The 23,172-nt window shown below is 65.2% G+C and carries 21 protein-coding genes; 6 read left to right on the plus strand and 15 right to left on the minus strand.

Annotation, left to right across the window (positions count from 1 at the left end; all coding sequences use genetic code 11):
* Nucleotides 1-45: 45 nt before the first annotated feature.
* Entirely contained in the window at nt 46-951 is a 906-nt protein-coding gene (locus IAE33_RS07195) for a LysR family transcriptional regulator (RefSeq protein WP_201162962.1), read from the plus strand.
* A gap of 18 nt (nt 952-969) precedes the next feature.
* Here the strand turns inward: IAE33_RS07195 and IAE33_RS07200 are convergent, their stop codons facing one another.
* The 14 genes from IAE33_RS07200 to IAE33_RS07265 all read right to left on the minus strand — a co-directional run bounded on the left by IAE33_RS07200 (nt 970) and on the right by IAE33_RS07265 (nt 15,008).
* Nucleotides 970-1,665, minus strand: coding sequence for a response regulator (locus tag IAE33_RS07200; RefSeq protein ID WP_201162963.1), 696 nt, complete (start codon nt 1,663-1,665; stop codon nt 970-972).
* Entirely contained in the window at nt 1,662-4,316 is a 2,655-nt protein-coding gene (locus tag IAE33_RS07205) for a sensor histidine kinase (RefSeq protein ID WP_201162964.1), read from the minus strand. The genes IAE33_RS07200 and IAE33_RS07205 overlap by 4 nt, the downstream gene beginning before the upstream one ends.
* 97 nt (nt 4,317-4,413) lie before the next feature.
* Nucleotides 4,414-4,965 carry a potassium-transporting ATPase subunit KdpC gene (gene kdpC / locus IAE33_RS07210; protein WP_201162965.1) on the minus strand — a complete coding sequence of 184 codons (552 nt, stop codon included), beginning with the start codon at nt 4,963-4,965 and terminating at the stop codon, nt 4,414-4,416.
* A gap of 10 nt (nt 4,966-4,975) precedes the next feature.
* On the minus strand, nt 4,976-7,030 hold the full coding sequence (gene kdpB, locus IAE33_RS07215; RefSeq protein ID WP_201162966.1) for a potassium-transporting ATPase subunit KdpB: 2,055 nt from the start codon (nt 7,028-7,030) through the stop codon (nt 4,976-4,978).
* A 9-nt stretch (nt 7,031-7,039) separates the two neighbouring features.
* Nucleotides 7,040-8,734, minus strand: a complete 1,695-nt coding sequence (gene kdpA, locus IAE33_RS07220; protein ID WP_201162967.1) for a potassium-transporting ATPase subunit KdpA — start codon at nt 8,732-8,734, stop codon at nt 7,040-7,042.
* A 9-nt stretch (nt 8,735-8,743) separates the two neighbouring features.
* Nucleotides 8,744-8,833 (minus strand): K(+)-transporting ATPase subunit F, encoded by a 90-nt coding sequence (gene kdpF / locus IAE33_RS07225; RefSeq protein WP_033727914.1) that lies wholly within the window; start codon nt 8,831-8,833, stop codon nt 8,744-8,746.
* 137 nt (nt 8,834-8,970) lie between these two features.
* Nucleotides 8,971-10,020: an AI-2E family transporter gene (locus IAE33_RS07230; protein ID WP_060481484.1), complete on the minus strand. Its 1,050-nt coding sequence runs from the start codon at nt 10,018-10,020 to the stop codon at nt 8,971-8,973.
* A gap of 12 nt (nt 10,021-10,032) precedes the next feature.
* Nucleotides 10,033-10,827, minus strand: coding sequence for a DUF4892 domain-containing protein (locus IAE33_RS07235; protein WP_201162968.1), 795 nt, complete (start codon nt 10,825-10,827; stop codon nt 10,033-10,035).
* Nucleotides 10,828-10,936: 109 nt separating this feature from the next.
* Nucleotides 10,937-11,791: an alpha/beta hydrolase gene (locus tag IAE33_RS07240; RefSeq protein WP_201162969.1), complete on the minus strand. Its 855-nt coding sequence runs from the start codon at nt 11,789-11,791 to the stop codon at nt 10,937-10,939.
* Nucleotides 11,788-12,576, minus strand: coding sequence for an alpha/beta fold hydrolase (locus IAE33_RS07245; RefSeq protein WP_201162970.1), 789 nt, complete (start codon nt 12,574-12,576; stop codon nt 11,788-11,790). The genes IAE33_RS07240 and IAE33_RS07245 overlap by 4 nt, the downstream gene beginning before the upstream one ends.
* 92 nt (nt 12,577-12,668) lie before the next feature.
* Complete coding sequence (locus IAE33_RS07250) at nt 12,669-13,052, minus strand: hypothetical protein (RefSeq protein WP_028632240.1); 384 nt, start codon at nt 13,050-13,052, stop codon at nt 12,669-12,671.
* A 112-nt stretch (nt 13,053-13,164) separates the two neighbouring features.
* Nucleotides 13,165-13,623 (minus strand): phosphohistidine phosphatase SixA, encoded by a 459-nt coding sequence (gene sixA, locus IAE33_RS07255; protein WP_201162971.1) that lies wholly within the window; start codon nt 13,621-13,623, stop codon nt 13,165-13,167.
* Nucleotides 13,620-13,946 (minus strand): DUF4389 domain-containing protein, encoded by a 327-nt coding sequence (locus tag IAE33_RS07260; protein WP_201162972.1) that lies wholly within the window; start codon nt 13,944-13,946, stop codon nt 13,620-13,622. Before IAE33_RS07260 ends, sixA begins: the two co-directional genes overlap by 4 nt.
* Nucleotides 13,947-13,982: 36 nt before the next feature.
* A complete protein-coding gene (locus IAE33_RS07265; protein ID WP_028632237.1) occupies nt 13,983-15,008 on the minus strand; it encodes an NAD(P)H-dependent glycerol-3-phosphate dehydrogenase in 1,026 nt (341 codons plus the stop codon).
* A gap of 181 nt (nt 15,009-15,189) precedes the next feature.
* Here IAE33_RS07265 and IAE33_RS07270 point away from each other — a divergent pair, with 181 nt between their 5' ends.
* The 5 genes from IAE33_RS07270 (at nt 15,190) to fabB (ending at nt 22,074) form a co-directional block, all read left to right on the plus strand.
* Nucleotides 15,190-17,304, plus strand: a complete 2,115-nt coding sequence (locus IAE33_RS07270; protein WP_201162973.1) for a TonB-dependent receptor plug domain-containing protein — start codon at nt 15,190-15,192, stop codon at nt 17,302-17,304.
* Nucleotides 17,304-18,194, plus strand: coding sequence for an ABC transporter substrate-binding protein (locus IAE33_RS07275; RefSeq protein ID WP_201162974.1), 891 nt, complete (start codon nt 17,304-17,306; stop codon nt 18,192-18,194). Before IAE33_RS07270 ends, IAE33_RS07275 begins: the two co-directional genes overlap by 1 nt.
* Nucleotides 18,191-20,119 (plus strand): ATP-binding protein, encoded by a 1,929-nt coding sequence (locus tag IAE33_RS07280; RefSeq protein ID WP_201162975.1) that lies wholly within the window; start codon nt 18,191-18,193, stop codon nt 20,117-20,119. The genes IAE33_RS07275 and IAE33_RS07280 overlap by 4 nt, the downstream gene beginning before the upstream one ends.
* A gap of 207 nt (nt 20,120-20,326) precedes the next feature.
* On the plus strand, nt 20,327-20,842 hold the full coding sequence (gene fabA, locus IAE33_RS07285) for a 3-hydroxyacyl-[acyl-carrier-protein] dehydratase FabA (protein WP_008089108.1): 516 nt from the start codon (nt 20,327-20,329) through the stop codon (nt 20,840-20,842).
* An 11-nt stretch (nt 20,843-20,853) separates the two neighbouring features.
* On the plus strand, nt 20,854-22,074 hold the full coding sequence (fabB, locus tag IAE33_RS07290) for a beta-ketoacyl-ACP synthase I (protein WP_060481494.1): 1,221 nt from the start codon (nt 20,854-20,856) through the stop codon (nt 22,072-22,074).
* Nucleotides 22,075-22,136: 62 nt separating this feature from the next.
* Here fabB and IAE33_RS07295 read toward each other — a convergent pair whose 3' ends face one another.
* Nucleotides 22,137-23,141: an amidohydrolase family protein gene (locus tag IAE33_RS07295; protein ID WP_201162976.1), complete on the minus strand. Its 1,005-nt coding sequence runs from the start codon at nt 23,139-23,141 to the stop codon at nt 22,137-22,139.
* Between the last annotated feature and the right edge of the window lie 31 nt (nt 23,142-23,172).

Consider the following 23,172-nt stretch of genomic DNA (forward strand, 5'->3'; position numbering starts at 1 on the left):
CCCCTACCCTCCCAGCCCGGCGTCTGTTCTTTCAAGGTAACCACCATGGCCTTCACCAGCGACTCCCTGGCAATCTTCCTGGCGGTGCTGGAAGCGGGCTCCTTTTCAGCTGCGGCACGCAAGCTGGGGCGGGTGCCATCGGCCGTCAGCATGGCGATCGCTCAGCTGGAGGCGGAGCTGGACCTTGCGCTGTTCGACCGCACCACGCGCAAGGCCCTGCCCACCAGCGCCGCGTTGGCGCTGGAGCCGCAGGCCAGGCAGGTAATCTGCCAGCTGAACCTGCTGGATGCCCAGGCGCTGCAGCTGCACAAGGGCCTGGAAAAACGCCTCACCATCGCCATGGCCCCCGAGTTGCAAACCGGCGCCTGGAGCCAGCCGCTGCAGGCCCTGGCGCAGGAGTTTCCCAGCCTGGAAGTGGAGATCCGCTCCGCCACCCAGACCGAGGCCATCCGCCTGCTGCACGACGGCAGTGTGCAACTGGCCCTGGTGTTCGAAAGGCCTGGCATCGACGAGCGCGAATCCTTCCTGGAAGCAGGCAGCCAGTTGCTGGTGGCCGTGGCATCACCGCGCCATCCCGCAGGGCAGAACGGCGGCATGCCCCTGCTTGAAGAGGCCTTTGCCGAGCAGCGGCAGATCATCGTGGCGTCAGGCAAGGCCACAGGCTCCGACCCGCGCATGGTGCTGTCACGGCGTATCTGGCTAACCGACAGTTACCTGGCCACGCTGGACCTGGTGCAGTCGGGGCTGGGCTGGGCTTACCTGCCGCAGCCATTGGTCGAACCGCTGATCGCCTCTGGCGCGCTGGCCGAAGTACGCTTCGACAACATGGCCAGCCGGTTGCGCCTATGGGTAGACATCATCTGGGTCAAACCGCGCCCGCTGGGGCTCGGTGCCCGGCGCTACCTGGAGATCATGCGCAAACTGTTCGAACAGGAGCCGCCCAGGGCATGAAGCCACTTGCCGGCCGGTTCAACCCGCCGGCGCCACCAGCCGATAGCCCACCCCGGGTTCGGTCATGATATAGCGCGGGGCAGTCGGGTCGTCGCCAAGCTTTTGCCGCAGATGCCCGACCACGATGCGCAGGTAGTGGGTATCGTCCACATGGGTGGGGCCCCAGATATCCTTCAACAGCTGCTGCTGGGTGATTACCCGGCCTGGGTGGCGGGCCAGCTGCGCCAGCAGCGCATATTCCTTGCGCGTAAGGGCCACCTCGGCCCCGTCGAGGGTGACACGGCGAAATGCGAGGTCCACGGTCAGCGGCCCTAGGCGCAGTGTAACCTCGGCGCCCTCTGCTTGCGGCACCTGGCGTAACAGCGCCCGCACCCGCGCCAGAAACTCCTGGATGCCGAACGGCTTGGTCACGTAATCGTTGGCGCCACCGTCCAGGGCATCCACCTTCTGCAGTTCGCTGGCGCGCACCGACAACACCATCACCGGTACCGCACTCCATTCACGCAGCTCGCGCAGCACGTGCTGGCCGTCCATGTCTGGCAGCCCCAGGTCGAGCACCACCAGGTCAGGCTTGCCCAAGGCGGCCTCGGCCAGGCCCTGGGCGCCGGTGGCCGCCTCGAGCACCTTGTAGCCCTGGGATGCCAGGCTGATGCGCAGGAACTTGCGAATCTGCGGTTCGTCATCAATGACCAGCAAGGTGGCGGTGTGGCTCATGGCATTTCACTTTCGCTTTGAGGTTGGACGGGGAGCGGCAAGCATAGGGTGATGCAGGTGCCCTTACCATCAATGCCGTCGTCGACCAGAATCTGCCCCCCATGCGCACCGATCATGCCCTGGCAGATCGCCAGGCCCAGCCCGGTGCCCTGCCCGCCCCGGTCGCCACGGGCGGCGGTGTAGAACATGTCGAAGATTTTCGCCCGGTCAGCCAGGGGAATACCGGGCCCTTCGTCGCTGACGGCCATGCGCAATTGCGGGTGGTGCACGGTTACCTGCAACTGCAAACGGCCTGCAGGCGGCGAAAAGCGCGCGGCGTTTTCCAGCACGTTGACCAGTGCCTGCTCGATCAGCGCGGCGTGCACGAACAGCAGCGGCAATTGCGCAGGCACGTCAGTGTGCACCTGCAAGGGCGCCAGCACTGCACGCAGGCGCTGCAAGGCACTGCCGACAATGTCGGCCGGCGCTACCCAGTCACGGGCCAGCTTGAGGCTGCCGTGGCCCAGGCGGGTCATGTCCAGCAGGTTCTGGATGTAGCGGTCCAGGCGCTCCGCCTCGTTGCGGGTGCCCTCCAACAGCTCGCGGCGGTCGCTCACCGGGATCGCTTCGCCCAGTGCCAACAGGCTGTCGATACTGCCGCGCATGGCCGTCAGCGGCGTGCGCAGGTCGTGGGACACCGATGCCAGCAAGGCACTGCGCAGTTGCTCGGTTTCACCTTGCAGGCGCGCCGCCTCCAGCTGTTCGGCCAGGTCCGCGCGGGCCAAGGCCTGGGCCAAGGGTTGCCCCAACGCCCGCAACAGGCGCCGATGCGGGTCGCCCAGGGGCTGACCGGAGCGCAGGCAAACCCCCAGCAGCGCCAGGGGGGCTTCATCAACCACCAATGGCCACCACCACCAGCGGCCATCCGGCAGCGTATCACTGCCGCGGCCTGCCGCCTGGCAATGCTGCCAGGCCCACTGCGCCGCCGCCTGTTCAGTGGCGCTGAAGCGCGGCACCTCGCCACTGGCCACCTGCAACTGGCCCTCGGCATCGCGCTGTAGCAGGCACACCTGCAAGCCTTGCTGGCCATCAAGGTACTGGCTGGCGGCAGTGAGCACCGCCTGGCGGTCGGTCGCCACCGTCAGCCGGCGTGACAGGTCGAGCAACTGGCTGGTTTGCGCCTGGGTTTCACGCAGGGCCTGCAACTGGCGGCGCTGACGGGCCGCCAGGTTACCGGTGAGTGCAGCCATCAGCAGGAAGAACACCAAGGTCAGCACGTCTTCTTCGCGCTGGATGCTCAACGAGAAATTCGGCGGGATGAACAGAAAGTCGTAGGCCAGAAACGACAACAGCGCGCACGCCAACGCTGGGCCCAGGCTGCTGCGCACTGCCACCAGCAGCACTGCCGCCAGAAACACCAGCGATATGTTGGGCAACGCCAGCACGCTGGCAACCGCCCAGGCCAGGCCGGCTGCCGTCACGGTAGCCAACAGCGCCAGCACGTAATGACGCCACACCCAAACCTGCCGCACCACTGGCCGTGGTGCCGGGCGCTGCGCGTCACGGGCCAGTACGTTGACCTCCAGGCCGTGGCTGGCACGCAGCAGCCGCGTGGCCACACCCGCCCCGAACAGCCGCCGGCGCAGGCGCTGTCGGGTCTGCCCCACCAGCACCAGGCTGGCGCGCCGCTCGGCCGCGTGCTGAATCAACGTGTGCGCCACCTCCCCTGCCCGCAGCACCACCACCTCGCCGCCCAGGCGCTCGGCCAGCTGCTGCGCCGCCTGCAGGCGCTGGCGGCCTGCTTCGTCACGTACCCCGCCGTTGTCCACATGCACCAGGCTCCACGGCAGGTGCCGACGCTGCGCCACACGGCTGGCATGACGCACCAGCCGTTCAGCCTGATCGTCACCGTCAACGCCCACCAGCAAACGCCCACGCAAGGCAGGTGCCGCCTCACCCCGCTGGCGGTAACCTTGGGCAACATCCACGTCCACCTGGGCCGCTGCGGCCTGCATGGCCAGTTCCCGCAGGGCGTTGAGGTTGCTCGGCGAGAAGAATGCATCCACCGCCGCCCGCGCCTGTTCTGGCACATAGACCTTGCCCGCCCGCAGGCGCTCCAGCAGTTCGCGGGGCGGCAGGTCGATCAGCAGCAGTTCGAAGGCATCCTGCAGCACCCAGTCCGGTACGGTTTCGCGGACCCGCACGCCGGTGATGTCCTGCACCTTGTCATTGAGGCTCTCAAGGTGCTGGACATTGAGGGTGGTGTACACATCAATACCGGCGGCCAGCAGTTCCTGCACATCCTGCCAGCGTTTGGCGTGGCGGCTGCCGGGGGCGTTGGTGTGGGCCAGCTCGTCGACCAGTACCAGGCCGGCAGCGCCCTGCAGCACGCCGTCGAGGTCCATTTCCTCCAGGGTGACGCCGCGGTACTGGCTGCGCAGCAGGGGTTGCTGTTTCAAGCCTGCCAGCAGCGCCTCGGTTTCGGCGCGCCCGTGGGTTTCCACCACTGCCGCCAGCACCGCCTGGCCCTGGCGCTGGCGGGCGTGGGCGTCCTTGAGCATGGCGAAGGTCTTGCCGACACCGGGGGCAGCGCCGAGAAACACCTTCAAGCGGCCCCGGCCGGTACGCGGTAGGGTGGCCAGCAGGGCGTCGGCGCGGGCGGAATCGCTCATGTTTCGGTCCTTGGGTTCTGCTTGGGTGAGGTGCGTCGTTCGGGCCTGCTGGGCACGCCGTCGCGAGCTGCGCGCGTGCCTGCTATTGTCTCGACGGCTAGTCGCTCAGGCGGGCCAATGCCTGGTTGAGCGCCAGCACATTGACCACCGGAGGGCCAATCAACGGGTGCAGGGTGGCTTGTTCCAGCAAGCCTTGCAAGCGCGCCGGGGGCAGGTTTCGCGCTGCCGCCACCCGGGGGATCTGGTAGGCCACAGCCTCTGGCGGCAGGTGCGGGTCCAGGCCGCTGCCAGAGGTTGTGAGCAGCGCCAGCGGTACCGGCCCAAGTTGCGCCTGGTACAGCTGCGCAGCGTCGCCCTTCACGCGCTCGGCCAGGGCCGGGTTGCCCGGCGACAGGTTGCTGGCCGCACTGGCGACAGTGGCATAGGCGCCTGCCGAAGGCCGCGAATGGAACCACGCATCGCCCGTGAACGCCTGGGCAATCAACGCCGAACCGCGCACTTGGCCCTGCTCGTCACGCACCAGGCTGCCGTTGGCCTGGGTGGGGAACACAAGCTGGGCAAGACCGGTCACGGCCAGGGGGTACAGCGCACCCGTCAACAACGTCATCAACAGCACCAGGCTCAAGGCCGGGCGTAGGTAAGCATTCATGTTGGCCTCCTCAGACCAGGTGCAACGCGTTGAGCAGCAAGTCGATCAGCTTGATCCCGGCGAACGGCACGACGATGCCGCCCAGCCCATAGATCAGCAGGTTGCGCCGCAGCAGCTGCGCGGCGCTGGCGGCCTGCACCCGCACCCCGCGCAGCGCCAGCGGGATGAGCACCACGATGATCAGTGCGTTGAACACGATGGCAGACAGAATCGCGCTCTGCGGGCTGGCCAGGTGCATCAGGTTCAGCGCCCCCAGTTGCGGGTAGATGGCGGCAAACAACGCCGGCAGGATGGCGAAGTACTTGGCCACGTCGTTGGCAATGGAAAAGGTGGTGAGCGCGCCACGGGTCACCAGCAGCGCCTTGCCCACCTGCACCACGTCCAGCAGCTTGGTGGGGTCGCTGTCCAGGTCGACCATGTTGGCGGCCTCGCGGGCAGCCTGGGTGCCATCGTTCATGGCCATGCCTACGTCTGCCTGGGCCAGCGCTGGGGCGTCGTTGGCCCCGTCGCCGCACATCGCGACCAGGCGCCCGTCGTTCTGCTCCTGGCGAATGCGGGCCAGCTTCTTCTCAGGCGTTGCTTCGGCCAGCACGTCATCGACCCCCGCCTCGGCGGCGATGGCAGCGGCCGTCAGGGGGTTGTCACCGGTCACCATCACGGTGCGGATACCCAGTTTGCGCAATTCGGCGAAACGCTCGCGGATACCCGGCTTGACCACATCCTTGAGGTGGATCACCCCCAGCAGGCGCTTGTCGACGCATACCAGCAATGGCGTACCGCCGCTTTGGGCAATGCGTTCTATCTCGCGGGCCAGCACGGCTGGCACGTCCATGCGCTGCATGCCAACAAAGGCCAGCACCGCGTCCACCGCGCCCTTGCGGTAGCGGCGCGGGCCCACATCAATGCCCGACAGCCGCGTCTGCGCGGTGAATGCCACCGGCTCGAACTGGCCAGCAGCCGGTTCGACGAAGTCGTGCAGCTGGCGCAGGTATTCCACGATCGATTTGCCTTCGGCCGTGTCATCGGCCAGCGACGCCAGCAAAGCGCCCTCCCCCAGCTCGCGCGGGGTAATGCCAGGTGCCGCATGCAAGGCGCTGCAGCGGCGGTTGCCGAAGGTGATGGTGCCCGTCTTGTCGAGCATCAGCGTGTGCACGTCGCCGGCCGCCTCCACTGCGCGGCCCGAGCGGGCGATGACGTTCAGGCGTACCAGGCGGTCCATGCCGGCGATACCGATGGCGGAGAGCAGCCCACCGATGGTGGTGGGGATCAGCGTGACCAGCAACGCGGCCAGGAAAATCAGCGGCAGGCTGCCACCGACGAAGTGGGCGAACGGCTGCAAGGTCACCACCACGATCAGAAATACCAGGGTCAGCCCGATCAGCAGGATATCCAGGGCAATCTCGTTCGGGGTTTTCTGCCGGCGGGCGCCTTCGACCAAGGCCACCATTCGGTCGAGGGTCGATTCACCGGGGTTGCTGACGATGCGGATCACCAGCCAGTCAGACACCAACCGAGTGTTGCCGGTAACCGCCGAGCGATCCCCGCCCGACTCACGAATCACCGGGGCGGACTCACCGGTAATGGCGGCCTCGTTGACGGCGGCGATGCCTTCGATGACCTCGCCGTCGCCGGGGATCATCTCGCCAGCCTCCACCCGTACCACATCGCCTTTGCGCAGCGCACTGGCGGCGACCGCCTCGTAGCTGCCATCGCCCAGGCGGCGCCGGGCAGCCAGGCCTTGGCTGCCTGCCTTGAGGCTGTCGGCGCGGGCCCTGCCGCGGCCTTCGGCCAAGGCTTCGGCGAAATTGGCGAACAGCACGGTAAACCACAGCCACAGCGCGATCTGCACGGCGACGCCCGTGCTCACCCCGCTGTCGGGTGCCAGGCACAACAGCGTGGTCAGCAGCGCGGTGATGGCCACCACCAGCATGACCGGGGATCGCTTGAGCTGGCGCGGGTCGAGCTTGATGAACGCCTGCACCAGGGCCGGGCGCCACAGGGCAGCCAGGCGGGTCTGGTCGACGGAGGCGTGCCGGGCCTTCACTTCAGGAATGGGCATGTTCATGGTGAGTCCTCAGTAGACCTGGCTCAGGTGTTCGGCGACCGGCCCAAGGGCCAGTGTGGGCAGGAAGGTCAGCCCCCCTACCAGCAGGATGGTCAGCAGCAGCAGGCCGGTGAACAGCGGCCCATGGGTCGGGAAACTGTTAAGCCCCTGCGCAGCGCTGCGCTTCGCCGCCAGGCTACCGGACAGCGCCAGCACCGGGAGGATGTAGCCGAAGCGCCCGATCAGCATCGCCAGCGCGATCATCAGGTTGTGGAACACGGTGTTGGCGCCAAACCCGGCGAACGCCGAACCGTTGTTGGCAGCACCCGAGGTATAGGCATACAGCAGTTGGCTGAAGCCGTGGGGCCCTGGGTTGCTGATGGCCGCTGCAGGGCCTGGCAGGCTGGCAGCGATGGCCCCGAGCACCAGCACGCCGACCGGCATCACCAACAGGGTCGCCACCAGCAGTTGCACCTCACGCGCCTGCAGTTTCTTGCCCAGGTACTCGGGTGTGCGGCCAATCATCAGCCCGGCCAGGAACACCGCGATCAACACGAACAGCAGCATGCCGTAAAGGCCCGCCCCCACCCCGCCGAAGATCACCTCACCGACCATCATGTTGATCATGGCGACCATGCCGGTCAGTGGGTTGAGGCTGTCGTGCATGGCATTGACCGAACCATTGGAAGCGGCCGTGGTGGTAGCCGTCCACAGCACCGAGCCCGTTACGCCGAAGCGGCTTTCCTTGCCCTCCAGCGGTGCGGTCTGCTGCACCTGGCTGCTTTGCAGGGCCGGGTTGGGCTGGTGTTCGGACCACAGCGCGGTGGCGCCACCGATCAGGAACAGGGCCAGCATGCAGGCCAGAATCGCGCGGCTCTGGCGCAGGTCTTTCACGTAGTGGCCGAAGGTGAACACCAAGGCCACCGGGATGAGGATGATCGCGCCTACCTCCAGCAGGTTGCTCAACGCCGTGGGGTTCTCGAACGGGTGCGCGGAGTTGACGCCGAAGAAGCCACCGCCGTTGGTGCCCAGCTGCTTGATGGCGATCTGGCTGGCAGCAGGGCCCAGCGGGATGACCTGTTCGGCACCTTGCAGGGTCATGGCACGGGCATAGTCGGTGAAGGTTTGCGGTACGCCCTGCCACACCAGCAGCAGTGCCAGCACCAGGCACAGAGGTAACAGGCCGTAAAGGGTGGCACGGGTCAGATCGACCCAGAAATTACCCAACGTGGCCGACGTGCGCCGTGCAATGCCGCGGCACAGGGCAACCAGCACTGCCAGGCCTGTGGCGGCGCTGACGAAGTTCTGCACGGTCAGCCCGAACATCTGGCTCAGGTAGCTGACGGAAGCCTCGCCGCTGTAGGCCTGCCAGTTGGTGTTGGTCACGAAGCTCACGGCCGTGTTGAGTGCCAGTGACCATTCCTGCCCTGGCAGGTGCTGGGGGTTCAAAGGCAAATGGCCTTGCAGCAACAAAACCCCGAACAGCAGCACGAACCCGGCCAGGTTGAACGCCAGAAGGGCCAGCGCATAGTGCCGCCAGCCCTGCTCATGCCCTGGCGACACCCCTGCCAACCGGTAGCACGCCCGTTCGACCGGGCCCAGCACGGGGGTGAGCCAGGTGCGCTGGCCTTCCATGACGTTGTAGTAGAAGCGCCCGAGCCAGGGTGCAGGTAAAAGGACGATGGCAAAAAATGCCAGCAGCAACGCGACGTCGTAACTGTGCATGGGCGCCACCTAGCTGCGGTCGGCGCACAACAGCGCCACCAGCAGGTAAACCGCCAATGCCACTGCCAGCAGCAGTGACAACCCGTCGAGTACGTTCATGGATGGTTCTCCCCTTGGTGCGGCAGTGGCCGCTTTGGGGGAATTGTCCGGTTCAGGCGCGTAAAGGGGCGAGATCGCTCAGGGGGGCTTGGTATAAAGAATGCGTAAAGATCTGACCTGGGCGAGCCTACGGGGCGTCAGGCAGACGGCGGCTGTTCGGCATTGCGGCTCCAGTCCAGCAGCAGGCTGTAGCCCACCGCCAGCAATGTCGGCCCGATGAATAGCCCAATGAAGCCAAAGGCCAACAGCCCGCCGAAGACGCCCAGCAGCACGATGACCAAGGGCAGGTCGCCACCGCGGCTGATCAGGTAGGGCTTGAGCACGTTGTCCACGCCGCTGATGACGAAGGTGCCCCAGATGCTCATGAACACGGCCATGCCGTAATCCCCCTTCCACACCAGCCAGCCGGTGACCGGAATCCAGGCCAGCGGCGGGCCCATGGGGATCAGGCTGAGCATGAAGGTAACCAGGCCCAGCACGATGGCGCCGGGCACACCCGCAATCAGGAAGCCGATCATGGCCAGCAGGCCCTGCGCCGCGGCAGTACCGATGACCCCGTTGACCACGCGTTGCACGGTGCCGGCGACCAGGTTGAGGTAATACTCGGCACGTTCGCCCATCAGCCGGTGCAGCAAGCGCAGCACGAACGCCGACAGGCGTGGGCCGTCACGGTAGAAGAAAAACACGAACACCAGGCTCAGGGTGAGCTCCAGCACCCCGCTGCCGATCTGCGCGCTGCGGGCCAGCAACCAGTTGCCCACCTGCCCCAGGTAGGGCTTGACCGACGCAAGCAGTGCAGCGCCCTGCTGGTCCAGGGACTGCCACCCACTCACCAGCCGTTCACCGACGAAAGGCAGGCTGCCTACCCAGGCGGGGGCGTCTGGCAGGCCATCGACCTGCACATCCCGCACGAATGCCGTGGCGTCACGAATGTGGTCGGCCAGGTTGAAGCCCAGCCACACCAGCGGCAGGGCCACGATAAGAATCCAGGCGGTGGTCAGCAGGCTGGCTGCCAGGGTTTCGCGACCGCCCAGTGCGCGGGTGAGCAGGCGCATCACCGGCCAACTGGCGAAGGCCAGGATCGCGCCCCACAACAGGGCCGAGATGAAAGGCGCCATGACCCACAGGCCAGCGCCCAGCAGTGCCAGCAGCAGGATCTGGACCAGCAGGCGGTCGTTGTTAAGCATGGTGTTGCTCGTTCAGCGGATCAGTTCGAGGTGCAGGCCATCGGTTGGCGCATCACCCGTTTCGAGGCGCGCACTGCGTACCCCGGCCTTTATCAGTGCCTGGCGCCAGTCTTCGGCCTTGGCACCGCTGAGGCTTGCCCGCAGCGTGCTGTCGAGGTTCAGGCTACGCGCCAACAGGGTGGCCCAGTCAGCGTTGGGCGCTGCCAGGTCCGGGTAGTCGAGCTTGCCGGTGTCGCGCATTTCGCGCAGTACGGTGGCGGCGGTGGGCAACAGATCGCCAAGCGGGCTGGCTGCGACGAATTCTTCGACATGCAGGTAGGCACGGCGGTTGCCGCGGGTGACGCTGTACAGCGCGACCAGGGTGTCGGCTTGCTCTGCGGAGCGGCGCAGCAGGATAAATGCCTGCTGCTCGTCACCCCCATTGAGGCGGGCATTGGCGAACACGTCGTTGGCCCAGATGCTGGCCTCGCCACAATCGCGGCCCTGGCACCAGAACAGCGGGTAGCCGCCCGCCTGCTGCAGGGCCTCGCGGGCACTGGTGAACGCTTCGCGGGCGGTGCGTTCGACCGGCAGTTCGTAGGTAACCGAACTGACCTGGCCACGGCTTTCGACCTTGTTTTCAACCCGCAGGCGGCCGCTGATCTTGCGCAGCGGGCCCATGGGGTAAATGCGCTCCTGCTCCACCGATGGCCGCTGGTCGACCACCTTGGCATCTACCGGCACCGGCAGGGTGCTGGCCCACAGCAACGGGCTGGCCAGCGCAAGGCCGGCCGCCAAGGCGCAACGCAGGGCAATGGGCGCGCTCATTGGCGAACCACGCGGCGCGCGGCGCCGAGGTGAAGCATGTGGATGTCTGGCAGTTGCATGGTTGTCTCCCTGATCAACCCGCCAAGCCTCGACACTTGTCCGGTGCAAGTCAAGCAAAGCCAAAGAAGCGATTGAAACAGTCTGCGACAAGCTGCGCCCCCTGCTCATCGTTCAGGTGCAGGTGATGGCCACCGGGCAGTGTCACCTGCTCGAAGGGTAGCTGCTCCAGCAGCGGCGTGTTGCGTGCCAGCATGCCACTCTGTGCAACCACCAGCCGCACCGGGCAACTGACCCGCATCACGTAGGCCATCGCCTGCGCTTCGCTGAGGCGCACCGGCGATGGCAGGGTCAAGCGGCTGTCACTGCGCCAGCTGTAACCCCCCGGCACCGGCATCAGGCCCCGCTGGGCCAGCAGCTCGGCGGCCTCGCGGCTGACGGCCACCATGCCTTTCATCCTGGCGTGCACGCCTTGCTCCTGGGTGGCATACACCGACTTGCGCTTGCCATCGAGCCGCAGTTGCGCCTGCAACGCCATGCCCAGTCGCTCGGCGGCATCCTGTTCACCGCCGGTGGGCGGGATCACGCCGTCGATCAGGGCAAGGTGGCTGACCCGGTCGGGCAAGGCAGCGGCCAGTTGCACACAGATGATGGCCCCCAGCGAATGCCCAAGCAGCGCGAACCGCTGCCAACCCAGCTGCTCAGCCACCCGCAGCACGTCATGGGCATAGTCTGCCAGCGCATAACTGGCACCCGGGGGGCGATGCTGCGAGTACCCATGGCCTGCCAGGTCCAGCGCCACGATGCGCAGGCCCTTGAGCCGTGTGGCCAGGTGCGCGAAGCTGTTGGCGTTGTCCAGCCACCCATGCAGGGCAATGACCGGCAGGCCGTCCTCGGGGCCGAACAGATGGGCGGCCAGCTCGATATGGCCGAGGCTCAGGCGAACCTCTTCCACCGCCGCGCTCATGCCTGCCCCCAGCGGTCGAATAGCCCCTTCAACAGGCTGGCGGTGTCGGCGGGCCGCTCGAGCGGGAACATGTGCCCACCTGGCACGCTGTGAAACTCCCCCCGCGGCATGCCACGCACGGTGAAGGTATGGTGGCGGCGGATGACGTCGCTGCGCTCGCCGCACACCATCGCCAACGGTACCTGCAGCTGGCGAGCAGGCGCCGGGCTGGTATGGGGGATACTGCGGTAGATGCTGATTTCGGTGGCGGGGTCGAAGCGCAACTGCAGTTTCTGCTGCTGCTCAAGAAGCCCGTGCTCGATGTACGCGTCCAGGCACTCCGGGTCAAATTGGCGGAACAGCGATTTGCCGGCGAAATACTGCCGCGCGCTGTCCCGGTCATCGAACTCCGAACGGCGGCCCAGCGTACGCCCTGCGGGGGTGATGCGGTCGATGAACCCCAGCCGCTTGGCGATGCGCAGCAGCCACTGATCGGCACGGGTAAGCACGGGTGAGTCGAGCATTACCACACCGCGGTAAAGGTCGGGCCGGCGCAAGGCCGCGTGCAGGTGCAAAACGCCCCCCAGCGAGTGGCCCACCCCCCATACCGGTTGCGGTTGCAACGCCAGGTGATGCAACAGCTCGTCCACCAGGTTCTGCCAGTTGTCATCCACCGGAAAGCGCGGGTCGTGGCCATGCTGGGGCAAGTGCTGCACGTGGTAGTCGGGCGCCAGGGCAGCGAACAGCTTGCCGTAGGTGGCCGATGGAAAGCCGTTGGCGTGGGCGAAGAAGATCGGCTGCGACATGGCGCGTATCCGGGCGATGGGTGATGGCCCATTGTCGGCACCCGCGCACGTTCAGGCAACGTTCGGATAGGTCATCGGCAAGGGCAATCAGGTCACGCCGAGCGGTCGAAGCTCGCCAGCGAGCGGCGTAGGCAAGCCTGAATGCAAGCCTGCTGGCTTTCCAGCGCCTCGCGGGCCAGGCGCTGCTCGGCGGCGTCGAGCCCCAGCCGGCGCAGGGCCAGGCAGCTGATCTGCAGCAAATGGGCAACATGCAGGCAGGCCTCTTGCAGGGCCCGCAGGTCAGCTTCGATAAGCTCACGGGTGGCAGGCTCCAGGCTGGCGGCGCTGACCTTGCGCATCAGCTGGTAGAACCTGGCATCGGCCACCTCCCGCAGCAGCGTATGCTGGGCAAAATCAAGCGCAACGCCCTGCTCTACCTTGGCCACGGTGGACTGCAGGTCCAGCGAATTCAACAATTCCCAGATATCGCCTGTCATGCAAGCCGCCTTGAGCGCGAAGTGTGCGGCCAAGCTAGCAACAGGCCAGCACCCGGGGCAACTGACAGAAATGCCAGTTGCCCACTGAAGAACGTTCACCCATGGCGCCCGCTCACGCAGGCGAATGGATGCCTCTGAGCGTCATCAGCCCGGCCAGTGGCCAGTCGCCTTCCAGTTCAGCCAGGCTGGCTGTGCTCATGGCCGCAGGCCGCTGGTGAGCCCCCTGCTCGAGCATCGTCACCAGGTGGCCGACCAGGGGCTGGTGGCTGACCAGCAACACATGCTGCAAGCCCAGTTGCTCGATTTCGCCGATCACCTGCTGCACGTCGCTTTCAGGGGTCAGCCAAGGCACGGTGCGGACCGGTTCGGTAAAGCCGAGGGTGCCATGCACCAGCGCAGCGGTTTGCTGGGCCCGTACATACGGGCTGGCGATTATTGCCTGCAAGGGTTTGCCCAACAGGCGTGCGGCGCTGTGCAGCACCTGTTCGCGGCCATGGGCAGTCAGGCGCCGTTCGGCGTCCGTGTTGGCCCGTGGTTCGGCTTCGCCGTGGCGCAATACCCACAGGTTCACAGCTTGGGTTCCTCATCGCGAACCGGGTGCGCGGCCTCACCTTCGGGGGCACGCGGGGCTGGCCAGTCAGCGAACGGCCAGGGCTTCTGATCGGTGTGGAAAGTGCCGAAACGGCCGATCTGGGCCAGGAACTGGCTGAGGCTGTCGCCGAAATTCATCAGGCTTGCGCTGGGGGCACCATAGATCAGGCGATAGATCAGCTGCACCAGCACCAGGCCGCCGAGCAGCAGCTCGGCCAGTTGCCACACCACTGCAAACACCAGCATCCACACCACCCGCAGGATGATGGACTCGCGCTGGGCGCGTTCGGGGGTATCGTTCATGTTTCGCTCCTTGCTGCGACGAAGGCCACCTGCGGCTCAGTTGAAGCCGCTGATGGAAATGAAATCGACATCGGTCTTGGGCTCGGCGCGCATCAGGTGCTCGATGACCTGATCCAGCGTACGGCCTTCAAACAAAATGGCATGCAGGCCCGCCACCAGCGGCATGTAGATTTGCGCCTGCTGGGCCTTGGCCTTGAGCACCTTGAGGGTGTTGACGCCCTCGGCCACTTCGCCCAGGCGGTTGACCGCCTCTTCAAGGCTAAGGCCCTGGCCCAGGGCATGGCCAACCTGGTAGTTACGGCTTTTGGGCGAGGAACAGGTGACGATCAGGTCACCGACACCCGCGAGCCCGAGGAAAGTCATGGGGTTCGCGCCCTGGCTTACCGCAAAACGGGTCATCTCGGCCAGGGCACGGGTAATCAGCATGCTCTTGGTGTTCTCGCCCATGCCCAGGGCCACCGCCATGCCGGCGATGATGGCGTAGACGTTCTTCAGCGCCCCGCCCAGCTCGACGCCAAACCGGTCGCCACTGGCGTAGACCCGGAAGGTACGCCCATGCAGCACCTCCTGTACCTGCTGGCACAGCAGCTCGTCTTCACTGGCCACCACCGTTGCGGTCAACGCATGCTCGGCGATTTCCCGGGCCAAATTGGGGCCGGACAGCACGCCGATACGTGCCTGAGGGGCGATTTCTTCGACGATCTGGCTCATCAGCTTAAACGTCTGCGCCTCGATGCCCTTGGTCAGGCTGACCAAGCCCTTGCCGCTGAGCAGCTCAGCATGGGGGGCCAGCACGCTGCGCAAGGCGCTGGACGGCAGTGCGACGAAGATCAGGTCGCACGCCTGCAACGTAGCCAGCAGGTCATTGACCGGTTCAACGCCGTCCTGCAGGCGAATGCCCTTGAGGTAGCGCGGGTTCTCGCGGTTGGCGCGCATGGCCTCGGCCTGGGCCGGGTCGCGCATCCACTGGCGCACGGGTACGCCATTTTCCGCCAGCAGGTTCGCCACGGCGGTGCCGAAGCTTCCGCCCCCCAGAACTGCAACAGGTTGCTGTTCAGTCATATCCAATCCGTTAAAGCCAAAAAGTAAGTGGCGACGGGCGCATTATACGGCTCGCCAGGCCCGCGCCAAGGCGGGTGGCGATAATCCCACAACCGGCGTACAACCCGGCGCAGATCACTGGCAAAACGCCAAAGGTCAGTTACCATGCCTGTTTAATTCAACTCTGATACAAGGCCGCTCCGTGTTCCCTGGCTCGCCCCCGTACCCGCACCTGCTCGTACTGACCGCCCTGTTCGGTGCGCCAGCCGTGGCCGACGACCTGTTCATCGACAATACCGACCTGCCACAGGTTCTGACCGCTACGCGGCTGAAACAATCCCCTGCGGCGGTGCCAGGCAGCATGACCGTGCTGGACAGCGAACTGATCCGCGCCAGTGGTGCACGGGATATCCCCGAACTGCTGCGCCTGGTCCCGGGCATGATGGTGGGTTATGGCGCGGGCAACCAGCCCACGGTCAACTACCACGGCAGCAACGCCAACGAGGCGCGCCGCATGCAGGTGCTGATCGACGGGCGTTCGGTGTACCGGGCCGGGCTGGCCACGGTGGACTGGAGCGATATACCGCTGGCCATGGAAGACATCGAGCGCATCGAGGTGTTCCGCGGGCCCAACACCGTCAGCTATGGCGCCAACGCACTGATGGCCGTGGTCAACATTCTCACCCGCAACCCGGCAGACAGCCATGGCACGCGCCTGAAAATGACCCGTGGCCAGAACGGTATCAATGACTTCTATGCCAGCCACGGCTTCGGCTGGGACGGCGGCGACATGCGCCTGTCGCTGTCGGGGCAGCAGGATGACGGCTTCGACCACAACCAGTTCGGCCAGGATTACCGGGACAGCCGCCGCGCCACCCGCTTCAACCTCAGCGCCAGCCACACCCTGGCGCCCGACCAGACCCTGGAATGGCAACTGGCAGCCAAGGAGGGCAGCAACCAGCGGCCCTATACGTACCAGCCCGTGTTCCCCTACGTCACCCAGCGCGGCGACAATGCCGATGTCGACGCCAAGGATTACGCAGGGTCAGTCCGCTGGAGCATCGACTTCAACCCGGATCACAGCCTGTACGTTCAAGGCTCGGCGCAGCACTTCGACCGCCAGCAAGTCTGGCGGGCGTGCGATGCGGCGTTGTCGTTCAGCCCCGAGCTCACGCGCCTGTGGCAGCTCAACCCCAACTACGCCGAGCAGGTGGCCCGTGGTGCCAACAACCCGCCCCCCAGCAGCAACCCGCAGGAGCAGGCGTTGGTGGAGGCCATCAAGGCGCAGTGGCAAACCGGCGGTGGCAAGAATGTGGTCTGCGGCGACGTCGACCAGAGCACCCGCGAAACCCGCTACGACCTGGAAATCCAGGACACCCTGAGCCTGACCGACAACCTGCGCCTGCTCAGTGGCATGAACTACCGGTATGATCGTGCCGACTCCCAGACCTACTTCAACGGCAGCGTCGATGACCAGACCTGGCGCCTGTTCGGGCAACTGGAATGGCGCGCCGACGAGCACTGGATCGTCCAGGGTGGCGCCATGCTGGAGGACTCGCGCCTGTCCGGCAGCTCGCTTACGCCGCGGGTGGCGGTCAATTACCTGATCACCCCGCGCCACGGCCTGCGGGCGGTGTACTCGGAGGCGGTGCGCTCGCCGGACATGTTCGAGAACAACGTCAACTGGAGCTACACAGTCACCAACCTCAGCCCGTATGCCTTCGGCCAGCAGCGCGGCCAGTACTTCGTCAAGACGCGCGGGCCTGGCGACCTGGAGCAGGAGCGCATGCGCTCACGCGAAGTGGGCTACAACGGCTACTTCAGCGATATCGACCTGAGCATGGATGTGAAGCTGTTCTACGACGAGATCACCGGGATGATCAGCGAGCCGCTGAAGAATAACCAGTACATCGCCAGCAATGCCAACCGCGCCCGCTTCAGCGGTAGCGAGGCGCAGCTTGACTGGCGCCCTACCCTGCGCGACCGGCTGCGGCTGACGTATGCCCATGTGGACGCCTGGGCCAGCAACCCGGATGACCGCCGCCTGAGTGCGCACAACAGCGGGTCGGCTGGCTGGATGAGGAACTGGGGCGACGGCTGGTCCAGTGCGGTGTTCTACTATGGCGACGATGCGCTCAACCAATACCGCTACGAACGCCTGGACCTGCGCCTGGCCAAGCGCTGGCGGGTCTACGGCAACAGCCTCGAGCTGGCCGCACTGTGGCAACAGCGCCTGGATGACGAGCCGACCACCGCCGTGCAGAACCGCTACGACAGCCGCCATCGGCTGAGCGTGAGCGCGGAGCTGGAGTTCTGATGGCCCTGCTGCTGCGCCTGATGCTGCTGTGTCTATGGCCAATGGGGCCATTGTCCGCCGGCGAAATCCTGCTGGTCGGGGCCCAGGACCAGCCGGGTATCCGCAGTTTCATTGCGGCCCTGGAAAGCCGCCGCCCCCATGACCACGTGCACTTTCAGTCGGCCACCGACCTGCCGCGCCCAGGCAGCCTGAAGCCGGATCAGCGCCTGGTACTGCTGGATAACGATGCACTGGAATGGCGCTTGTCGGAGAGCGCCGGCCCGCCGGCACTGGCGATGCGCGTAGGGCGGGTACAGGTTGAACAGCGCCTGGGAAAGTCCCGCCCCGGGTTTCTCACCTTGCTGTGGAGCGACCCGCCACTGGGCCGGCAACTGCGCCTGGCCCATTACCTGTTACCGCAAGCCCAGCGCGTTGGGGTGCTCTACGGTGAACACAGCCGCTTTTTGCTTGACGAACTGCGCCAGGCCGCAGGCCCCCTGGGGCTGGAGATCGTCGCCCAGGCGTGGTCAGACCCGCTCGATAGCCGCCCGCTTCAACACGTGCTGGCCAACAGTGATGTGCTGTTGGGGCTCGACGACCCTGACCTGTATAACTCCAAGACCGCGAAAAACCTGCTGTTGAGCAGCTACGGCCGGCAAATGGCACTGATTGGCCCGAACGCCGCATTCGTGCGCGCCGGCGCCCTGGCCAGCACCTACAGCGACCAGGACGACTGGATCGCGGTACTGGACCACCTGCTCGACCAAGCGCCTGCACGGTGGCCGCGCAGCCTGTACCCCCACCGGTTTGGGGTCAGCGGCAACCAGCAGGTGGCACGCGCCCTCGGCCTTGAACCCATCGACGTCAACGTTGCCGCCAAGGCGCTGGCCGAAGGAGCCCCCACGCCATGAGCAAACGCCTGAGCTGGGACATCCACACCCGCACCCAGATCATCAGCCTCGGCCCTGCCCTGCTGCTGACCCTGCTGCTGATCAGTTTCTTCACGTTCGTGCGCATCCAGGACTTGCGCCAGGAACTCAACCACACCGGCCAACTGATCGCCAACCAGTTGGCACCGGCGTCGGAGTACGGGGTGATTTCGGGTAACAATGAAGTGCTCGAAAGCCTCATGCGCGCCACCCTGACCATCCCGCACGTGCGCTTTCTGGAAGTGCAGGACAGCCGTAACCATATCCTGGTCTACGTTGAGCAGTCGGACGAAAGCATCAACCGCGCGCAGCGGGTGGAAGTGTTCCAGGCGCCCATCCGCCTGCAGCAAATCCGTCTGGAGAACGACTTCCTGCAGCAAGGCCCGAGCGCTGCACCGGCAATTGGCGATGACTACCTGGGCCGGGTGATCGTTGGCATGTCGGACGATGCCTTCAGCCAGCGCCAGCAGGAAATCGTCATAAAGGCGGCCGTACTGGCCCTGTTCGCCCTGCTGTTCACCTTTCTGCTGGCCCGGCGCCTGGCGTTGAACCTGGCCAAGCCAATCAGTGACATGGGCCATGCGGTGAAAGCCATTCAGCAGGGGCAGTACGACACACCTGTACCGGTGGTCGATGACAGCGAACTCGGCCACCTGGCCCGCCACATCAATAACCTGGCCCACGCCCTGGAACAGGCCAGCGCCGAGCAGAAACAGGCCATCGCCGAGCTGATCCAGGCACGGGAAGAAGCCGAGCAGGCCAACCGCGCCAAGTCGGACTTCCTGGCCATGATGAGCCACGAACTGCGCACGCCCATGAACGGCGTACTGGGTATGCTGCAACTGCTCGAAACCACCCCGCTGAGCAACGAGCAGGCCGACTACACGGCGGTGGCCAGCGAATCCACCGGGCACCTGCTCAAGGTCATCAACGATATTCTCGATTTCTCGCGGATCGAGCGCGATGCGCTGCAACTGGAGCACATCGATTTCAACCTCGGCGAACTCATCAGCAGTTGCGTGCAGTCATTCCAGCACACTGCCCAGCAACGGGGCCTGGGCCTGCAACTGGAACTGGCAGCCGATACGGCGCAGTTGCAGGTGAACGGTGACCCTACGCGCATCCGCCAGATCCTGCTGAACCTGATCGGCAACGCGCTGAAGTTTACCGAACATGGCCATGTGCAGGTGCAGGCGCGCTGGCAAGCCCTGGATGACCAGCTGATCTGGCTTACCTGTGACGTACGCGACACCGGTATCGGCATCGACAGCGAACGCCTCGAACTGATGTTCGTGGCGTTCCAGCAGGCCGACAGCTCGATCTCGCGCCGTTACGGTGGCACCGGGCTGGGCTTGTCCATCGCCCGAACGCTGGCCGAACGCATGGGTGGCAACCTGCGTGGCCAGAGCGGCGAGGGCCGCGGGTCCACCTTTACTCTGGAGATGCCCCTCACCCTCACTACCCGGCCTGCGGCGTCGGCAGCACCCGAACGGGGCCAACTGCAGTGGGTTGAAGGGCGCCAGGTGCTGCTGGTCGAGGACAACCTGGTCAACCAGAGCGTCACCGAGGCCATGCTGCGCAGCCTGGGCCTGGACGTAAGCACGGCCGACGACGGTCAACAAGCCGTCGCCCAGGTAGAACAGCAACGGTTCGATGCGATCCTGATGGATTGCGGCCTGCCGTTCATGGACGGTTTCGAGGCTACCCGCCGTATCCGCCTGCTGCCCAACGGCAAAGCCCTACCGATCATCGCCCTGACGGCCAATGCGTTACAGGGCGACCGCGAGCGATGCCTGGCTGCGGGCATGGACGATTACCTGAGCAAACCCTTGCGCCGCAGTGAACTGCAGCAGGTGTTGCAGCGTTGGCTGCCGGGGGAGGCAACCGCGACTGGCGATAAATGCTAAAGTGCGGCAGTCTTAAAGACTGGACAGGACGTTCTTCGGACCTGAAAATAGACGTTTCAGTGCACACCTGTACTTCTTTCGACAGGCGCACTGTGACTTTCACCACAACGCAATAGTCTACCTGTAGGCTGCCGCCCCGGACGCGATGCGTAACGGGCCGGCCGGGAAGATTCATCCCCTGCCGCAGGGGGTTATTGAGGAGCTCGCATGACCAAACAACACGCCTTTACTCGGGAAGACCTGCTGCGCTGCAGTCGCGGTGAGCTGTTCGGCCCAGGTAATGCGCAACTGCCCGCGCCGAACATGCTGATGGTCGATCGCATCACCCACATCAGTGAAGAAGGCGGCAAGTACGGCAAAGGTGAATTGGTCGCCGAGCTGGATATCACCCCGGACCTGTGGTTCTTCGCCTGCCACTTCGAAGGTGACCCCGTCATGCCAGGCTGCCTGGGCCTTGACGCCATGTGGCAGTTGGTCGGTTTCTTCCTCGGCTGGCAGGGCCTGCCAGGCCGCGGTCGTGCGCTGGGCTCGGGCGAGGTGAAATTCTTCGGCCAGGTGCTGCCCACCGCCAAGAAAGTCACGTACAACATTCACATCAAGCGCGTCCTGAAAGGCAAGCTGAACATGGCCATCGCCGATGGTTCTGTCAGCGTAGACGGCCGCGAGATCTACACAGCCGAAGGCCTGCGGGTCGGCGTGTTCACCTCCACTGACAATTTCTAAGGGTTATTCGCATGCGCCGCGTCGTTATCACTGGTCTGGGCATCGTATCGTGCCTGGGCAATGACAAAGCTACCGTCACCGAAAACCTGCGCAACAGCCGTTCGGGTATCCGTTCCAACCCGGAATACAAGGAAATGGGGCTGCGTAGCCAGGTTTCCGGGTCCATCGACCTCAACCTCGAAGAACTGATCGACCGCAAGGTCTTCCGCTTCGTCGGCCATGCCGCTGCCTATGCCTACCTGGCCATGCAGGACGCGATCAAGGATGCCGGCCTGACCGAAGAGCAGGTTTCCAACCCGCGTACCGGCCTGGTGGCAGGCTCCGGCGGTGCATCGACCCTGAACCAGATGGAAGCGCTGGACACCCTGCGCGAGAAAGGCGTCAAGCGTGTGGGCCCGTACCGGGTTACCCGCACCATGGGCAGCACCGTGTCGGCGTGCCTGGCCACCCCGTTCAAGATCAAGGGCCTGAACTACTCGATCTCGTCGGCGTGCGCCACGTCCGCGCACTGCATCGGCACCGCGCTGGAGCAGATCCAGTGGGGCAAGCAGGACATCGTGTTCGCCGGTGGCGGTGAAGAAGAGCACTGGAGCCAGTCGTTCCTGTTCGATGCCATGGGCGCCCTGTCGACCAAGCGCAACGACACCCCTGAACAGGCCTCCCGCGCCTACGACGCCGACCGTGACGGCTTCGTCATCGCCGGTGGCGGCGGCATGGTCGTGGTCGAGGAGCTGGAACACGCCCTCGCCCGTGGCGCCAAGATCTACGCCGAGATCGTCGGCTACGGCGCCACTTCCGATGGCTACGACATGGTCGCGCCAAGCGGTGAAGGCGCCATTCGCTGCATGCAGCAGGCACTGGCGACTGTCGACACCCCAATCGACTACCTGAACACCCACGGCACCTCCACCCCCGTAGGTGACGTTGCCGAGATCAAGGGCGTGCGGGAAGTGTTTGGCGGCAATGCGCCGAAAATCAGCTCGACCAAGAGCCTGTCGGGCCACTCTCTGGGTGCTGCCGGTGTACACGAGGCGATTTACTGCCTGCTGATGATGGAAAACAACTTCATCGCCGGCTCCGCCAACATCGACGAACTGGACCCTGAGGTTGCCGACCTGCCAATCCTGCGCAAAACCGAAGAAAACGCCAAGATCGACACGGTCATGAGCAACAGCTTCGGCTTCGGCGGCACCAATGCCACGCTGGTGCTCAAGCGCTGGGAAGGCAAGTAAGGCGCTGCTGCGGTAGATGCAAAACGCCCCGACTGGTTCGGGGCGTTTTTGTTTTCAGGCGTTTACTTGGGCTTGGGTAACACCGCCAGAAAGTTCTCGCGCGCGACCTTGTTGGCCACGGGTTCGGGCAAGGCGTCCAGAAACGGTTTGAACCCGTGCATCTGCTCGCCAAGGCTCCCGAACCGCCCTACCACATCCGACCCCAGCATGAACCGGTCGGGGTATTTCTGCACCAGCGCCAGCCATGGCTGCTGTGGCTTGCCCTGCTCATCCAGCAGGTAAGGCTCAAGCACGCTCCAAGACAGGTCCACATAGAGGTTGGGGTAATCCTCCAGCAGCCGGGTCAATACGGGGAGCAAGAAGTCCATGCGGGTCTGATGCCGGTGAATCTCCATGCTGCTGCCGGCATGGGCCCAGATGAAGCGTGTGTGGGGGTGATCGCGCAGGGGCTCCTCGATCTCCGCCAGGTACAACGGGTTACGCTCGCGCTTGGAGGTGATGTTCGAGTGCAGCAGCACCGGCAGGTCGCGCTCGGCGGCCAGGTGATAGATGCGCGTCATGGCCTCGTTATTGGCCCGCGGCGTCTCGCCACTGGTCAGCGCGGTCAGGTCGTCATGGCGGGTGAACACTTCACCGATGCCCTGCCACAAGCCTGGGTACAGGTCGAGCATGCGCTCGATGTGGCTCACGGCATTCTTGTCCACCGGGTTGATGCCGGTAAGAAAGGGATGAAAGCGCTGACGCTGTTCAGGGGGAAGTTTCTGGATGGCGGCCGCTACATAGGTGTCCGTGGCACTGTACCAATAGGCATCGGCGTCATCGCCGGCGTAATAGCGTGGCCGCTTGGGCTCGTCCTCGTGCCATTTCTTGGCAACCGGAATGCCGGAAATCATCGATTGGTCGATACCTGCGGCATCCATGGCCTTGAGCAGCGCAGGCATGCCCTCGGTTTCCTGGAAGAAATCCACATAATGCAGGTGAGCATCGCTGTAGCGGTACTCACGGGCCTGTGCCGCCTGGCATAGCCAGGCGGCTACAACGGCGCAGGCCAGCGCTTTGGCGTTCATGGTCAGCTTCCTTGTACGGGGACGAACCGAA

The organism is Pseudomonas sp. S60 (assembly GCF_016647865.1).
GTDB classification, from domain to species: domain Bacteria; phylum Pseudomonadota; class Gammaproteobacteria; order Pseudomonadales; family Pseudomonadaceae; genus Aquipseudomonas; species Aquipseudomonas parafulva.

Excerpts from the sequence above, each read along its gene's own strand:
- IAE33_RS07195 (WP_201162962.1), top strand. The coding sequence starts at position 46 with ATGGCCTTCACCAGCGACTCCCTGGCAATCTTCCTGGCGGTGCTGGAA.
- IAE33_RS07250 (WP_028632240.1), bottom strand. The coding sequence starts at position 13,052 with ATGACAGGCGATATCTGGGAATTGTTGAATTCGCTGGACCTGCAGTCC.
- fabB (WP_060481494.1), top strand. The coding sequence starts at position 20,854 with ATGCGCCGCGTCGTTATCACTGGTCTGGGCATCGTATCGTGCCTGGGC.
- kdpB (WP_201162966.1), bottom strand. The coding sequence starts at position 7,030 with ATGAACATGCCCATTCCTGAAGTGAAGGCCCGGCACGCCTCCGTCGAC.
- IAE33_RS07240 (WP_201162969.1), bottom strand. The coding sequence starts at position 11,791 with ATGAGCGCGGCGGTGGAAGAGGTTCGCCTGAGCCTCGGCCATATCGAG.
- IAE33_RS07230 (WP_060481484.1), bottom strand. The coding sequence starts at position 10,020 with ATGCTTAACAACGACCGCCTGCTGGTCCAGATCCTGCTGCTGGCACTG.
- IAE33_RS07260 (WP_201162972.1), bottom strand. The coding sequence starts at position 13,946 with ATGAACGATACCCCCGAACGCGCCCAGCGCGAGTCCATCATCCTGCGG.
- IAE33_RS07275 (WP_201162974.1), top strand. The coding sequence starts at position 17,304 with ATGGCCCTGCTGCTGCGCCTGATGCTGCTGTGTCTATGGCCAATGGGG.
- IAE33_RS07200 (WP_201162963.1), bottom strand. The coding sequence starts at position 1,665 with ATGAGCCACACCGCCACCTTGCTGGTCATTGATGACGAACCGCAGATT.
- IAE33_RS07205 (WP_201162964.1), bottom strand. The coding sequence starts at position 4,316 with ATGAGCGATTCCGCCCGCGCCGACGCCCTGCTGGCCACCCTACCGCGT.
- IAE33_RS07235 (WP_201162968.1), bottom strand. The coding sequence starts at position 10,827 with ATGAGCGCGCCCATTGCCCTGCGTTGCGCCTTGGCGGCCGGCCTTGCG.
- IAE33_RS07265 (WP_028632237.1), bottom strand. The coding sequence starts at position 15,008 with ATGACTGAACAGCAACCTGTTGCAGTTCTGGGGGGCGGAAGCTTCGGC.
- IAE33_RS07245 (WP_201162970.1), bottom strand. The coding sequence starts at position 12,576 with ATGTCGCAGCCGATCTTCTTCGCCCACGCCAACGGCTTTCCATCGGCC.
- IAE33_RS07295 (WP_201162976.1), bottom strand. The coding sequence starts at position 23,141 with ATGAACGCCAAAGCGCTGGCCTGCGCCGTTGTAGCCGCCTGGCTATGC.
- IAE33_RS07280 (WP_201162975.1), top strand. The coding sequence starts at position 18,191 with ATGAGCAAACGCCTGAGCTGGGACATCCACACCCGCACCCAGATCATC.
- kdpF (WP_033727914.1), bottom strand. The coding sequence starts at position 8,833 with ATGAACGTACTCGACGGGTTGTCACTGCTGCTGGCAGTGGCATTGGCG.
- kdpA (WP_201162967.1), bottom strand. The coding sequence starts at position 8,734 with ATGCACAGTTACGACGTCGCGTTGCTGCTGGCATTTTTTGCCATCGTC.
- kdpC (WP_201162965.1), bottom strand. The coding sequence starts at position 4,965 with ATGAATGCTTACCTACGCCCGGCCTTGAGCCTGGTGCTGTTGATGACG.
- fabA (WP_008089108.1), top strand. The coding sequence starts at position 20,327 with ATGACCAAACAACACGCCTTTACTCGGGAAGACCTGCTGCGCTGCAGT.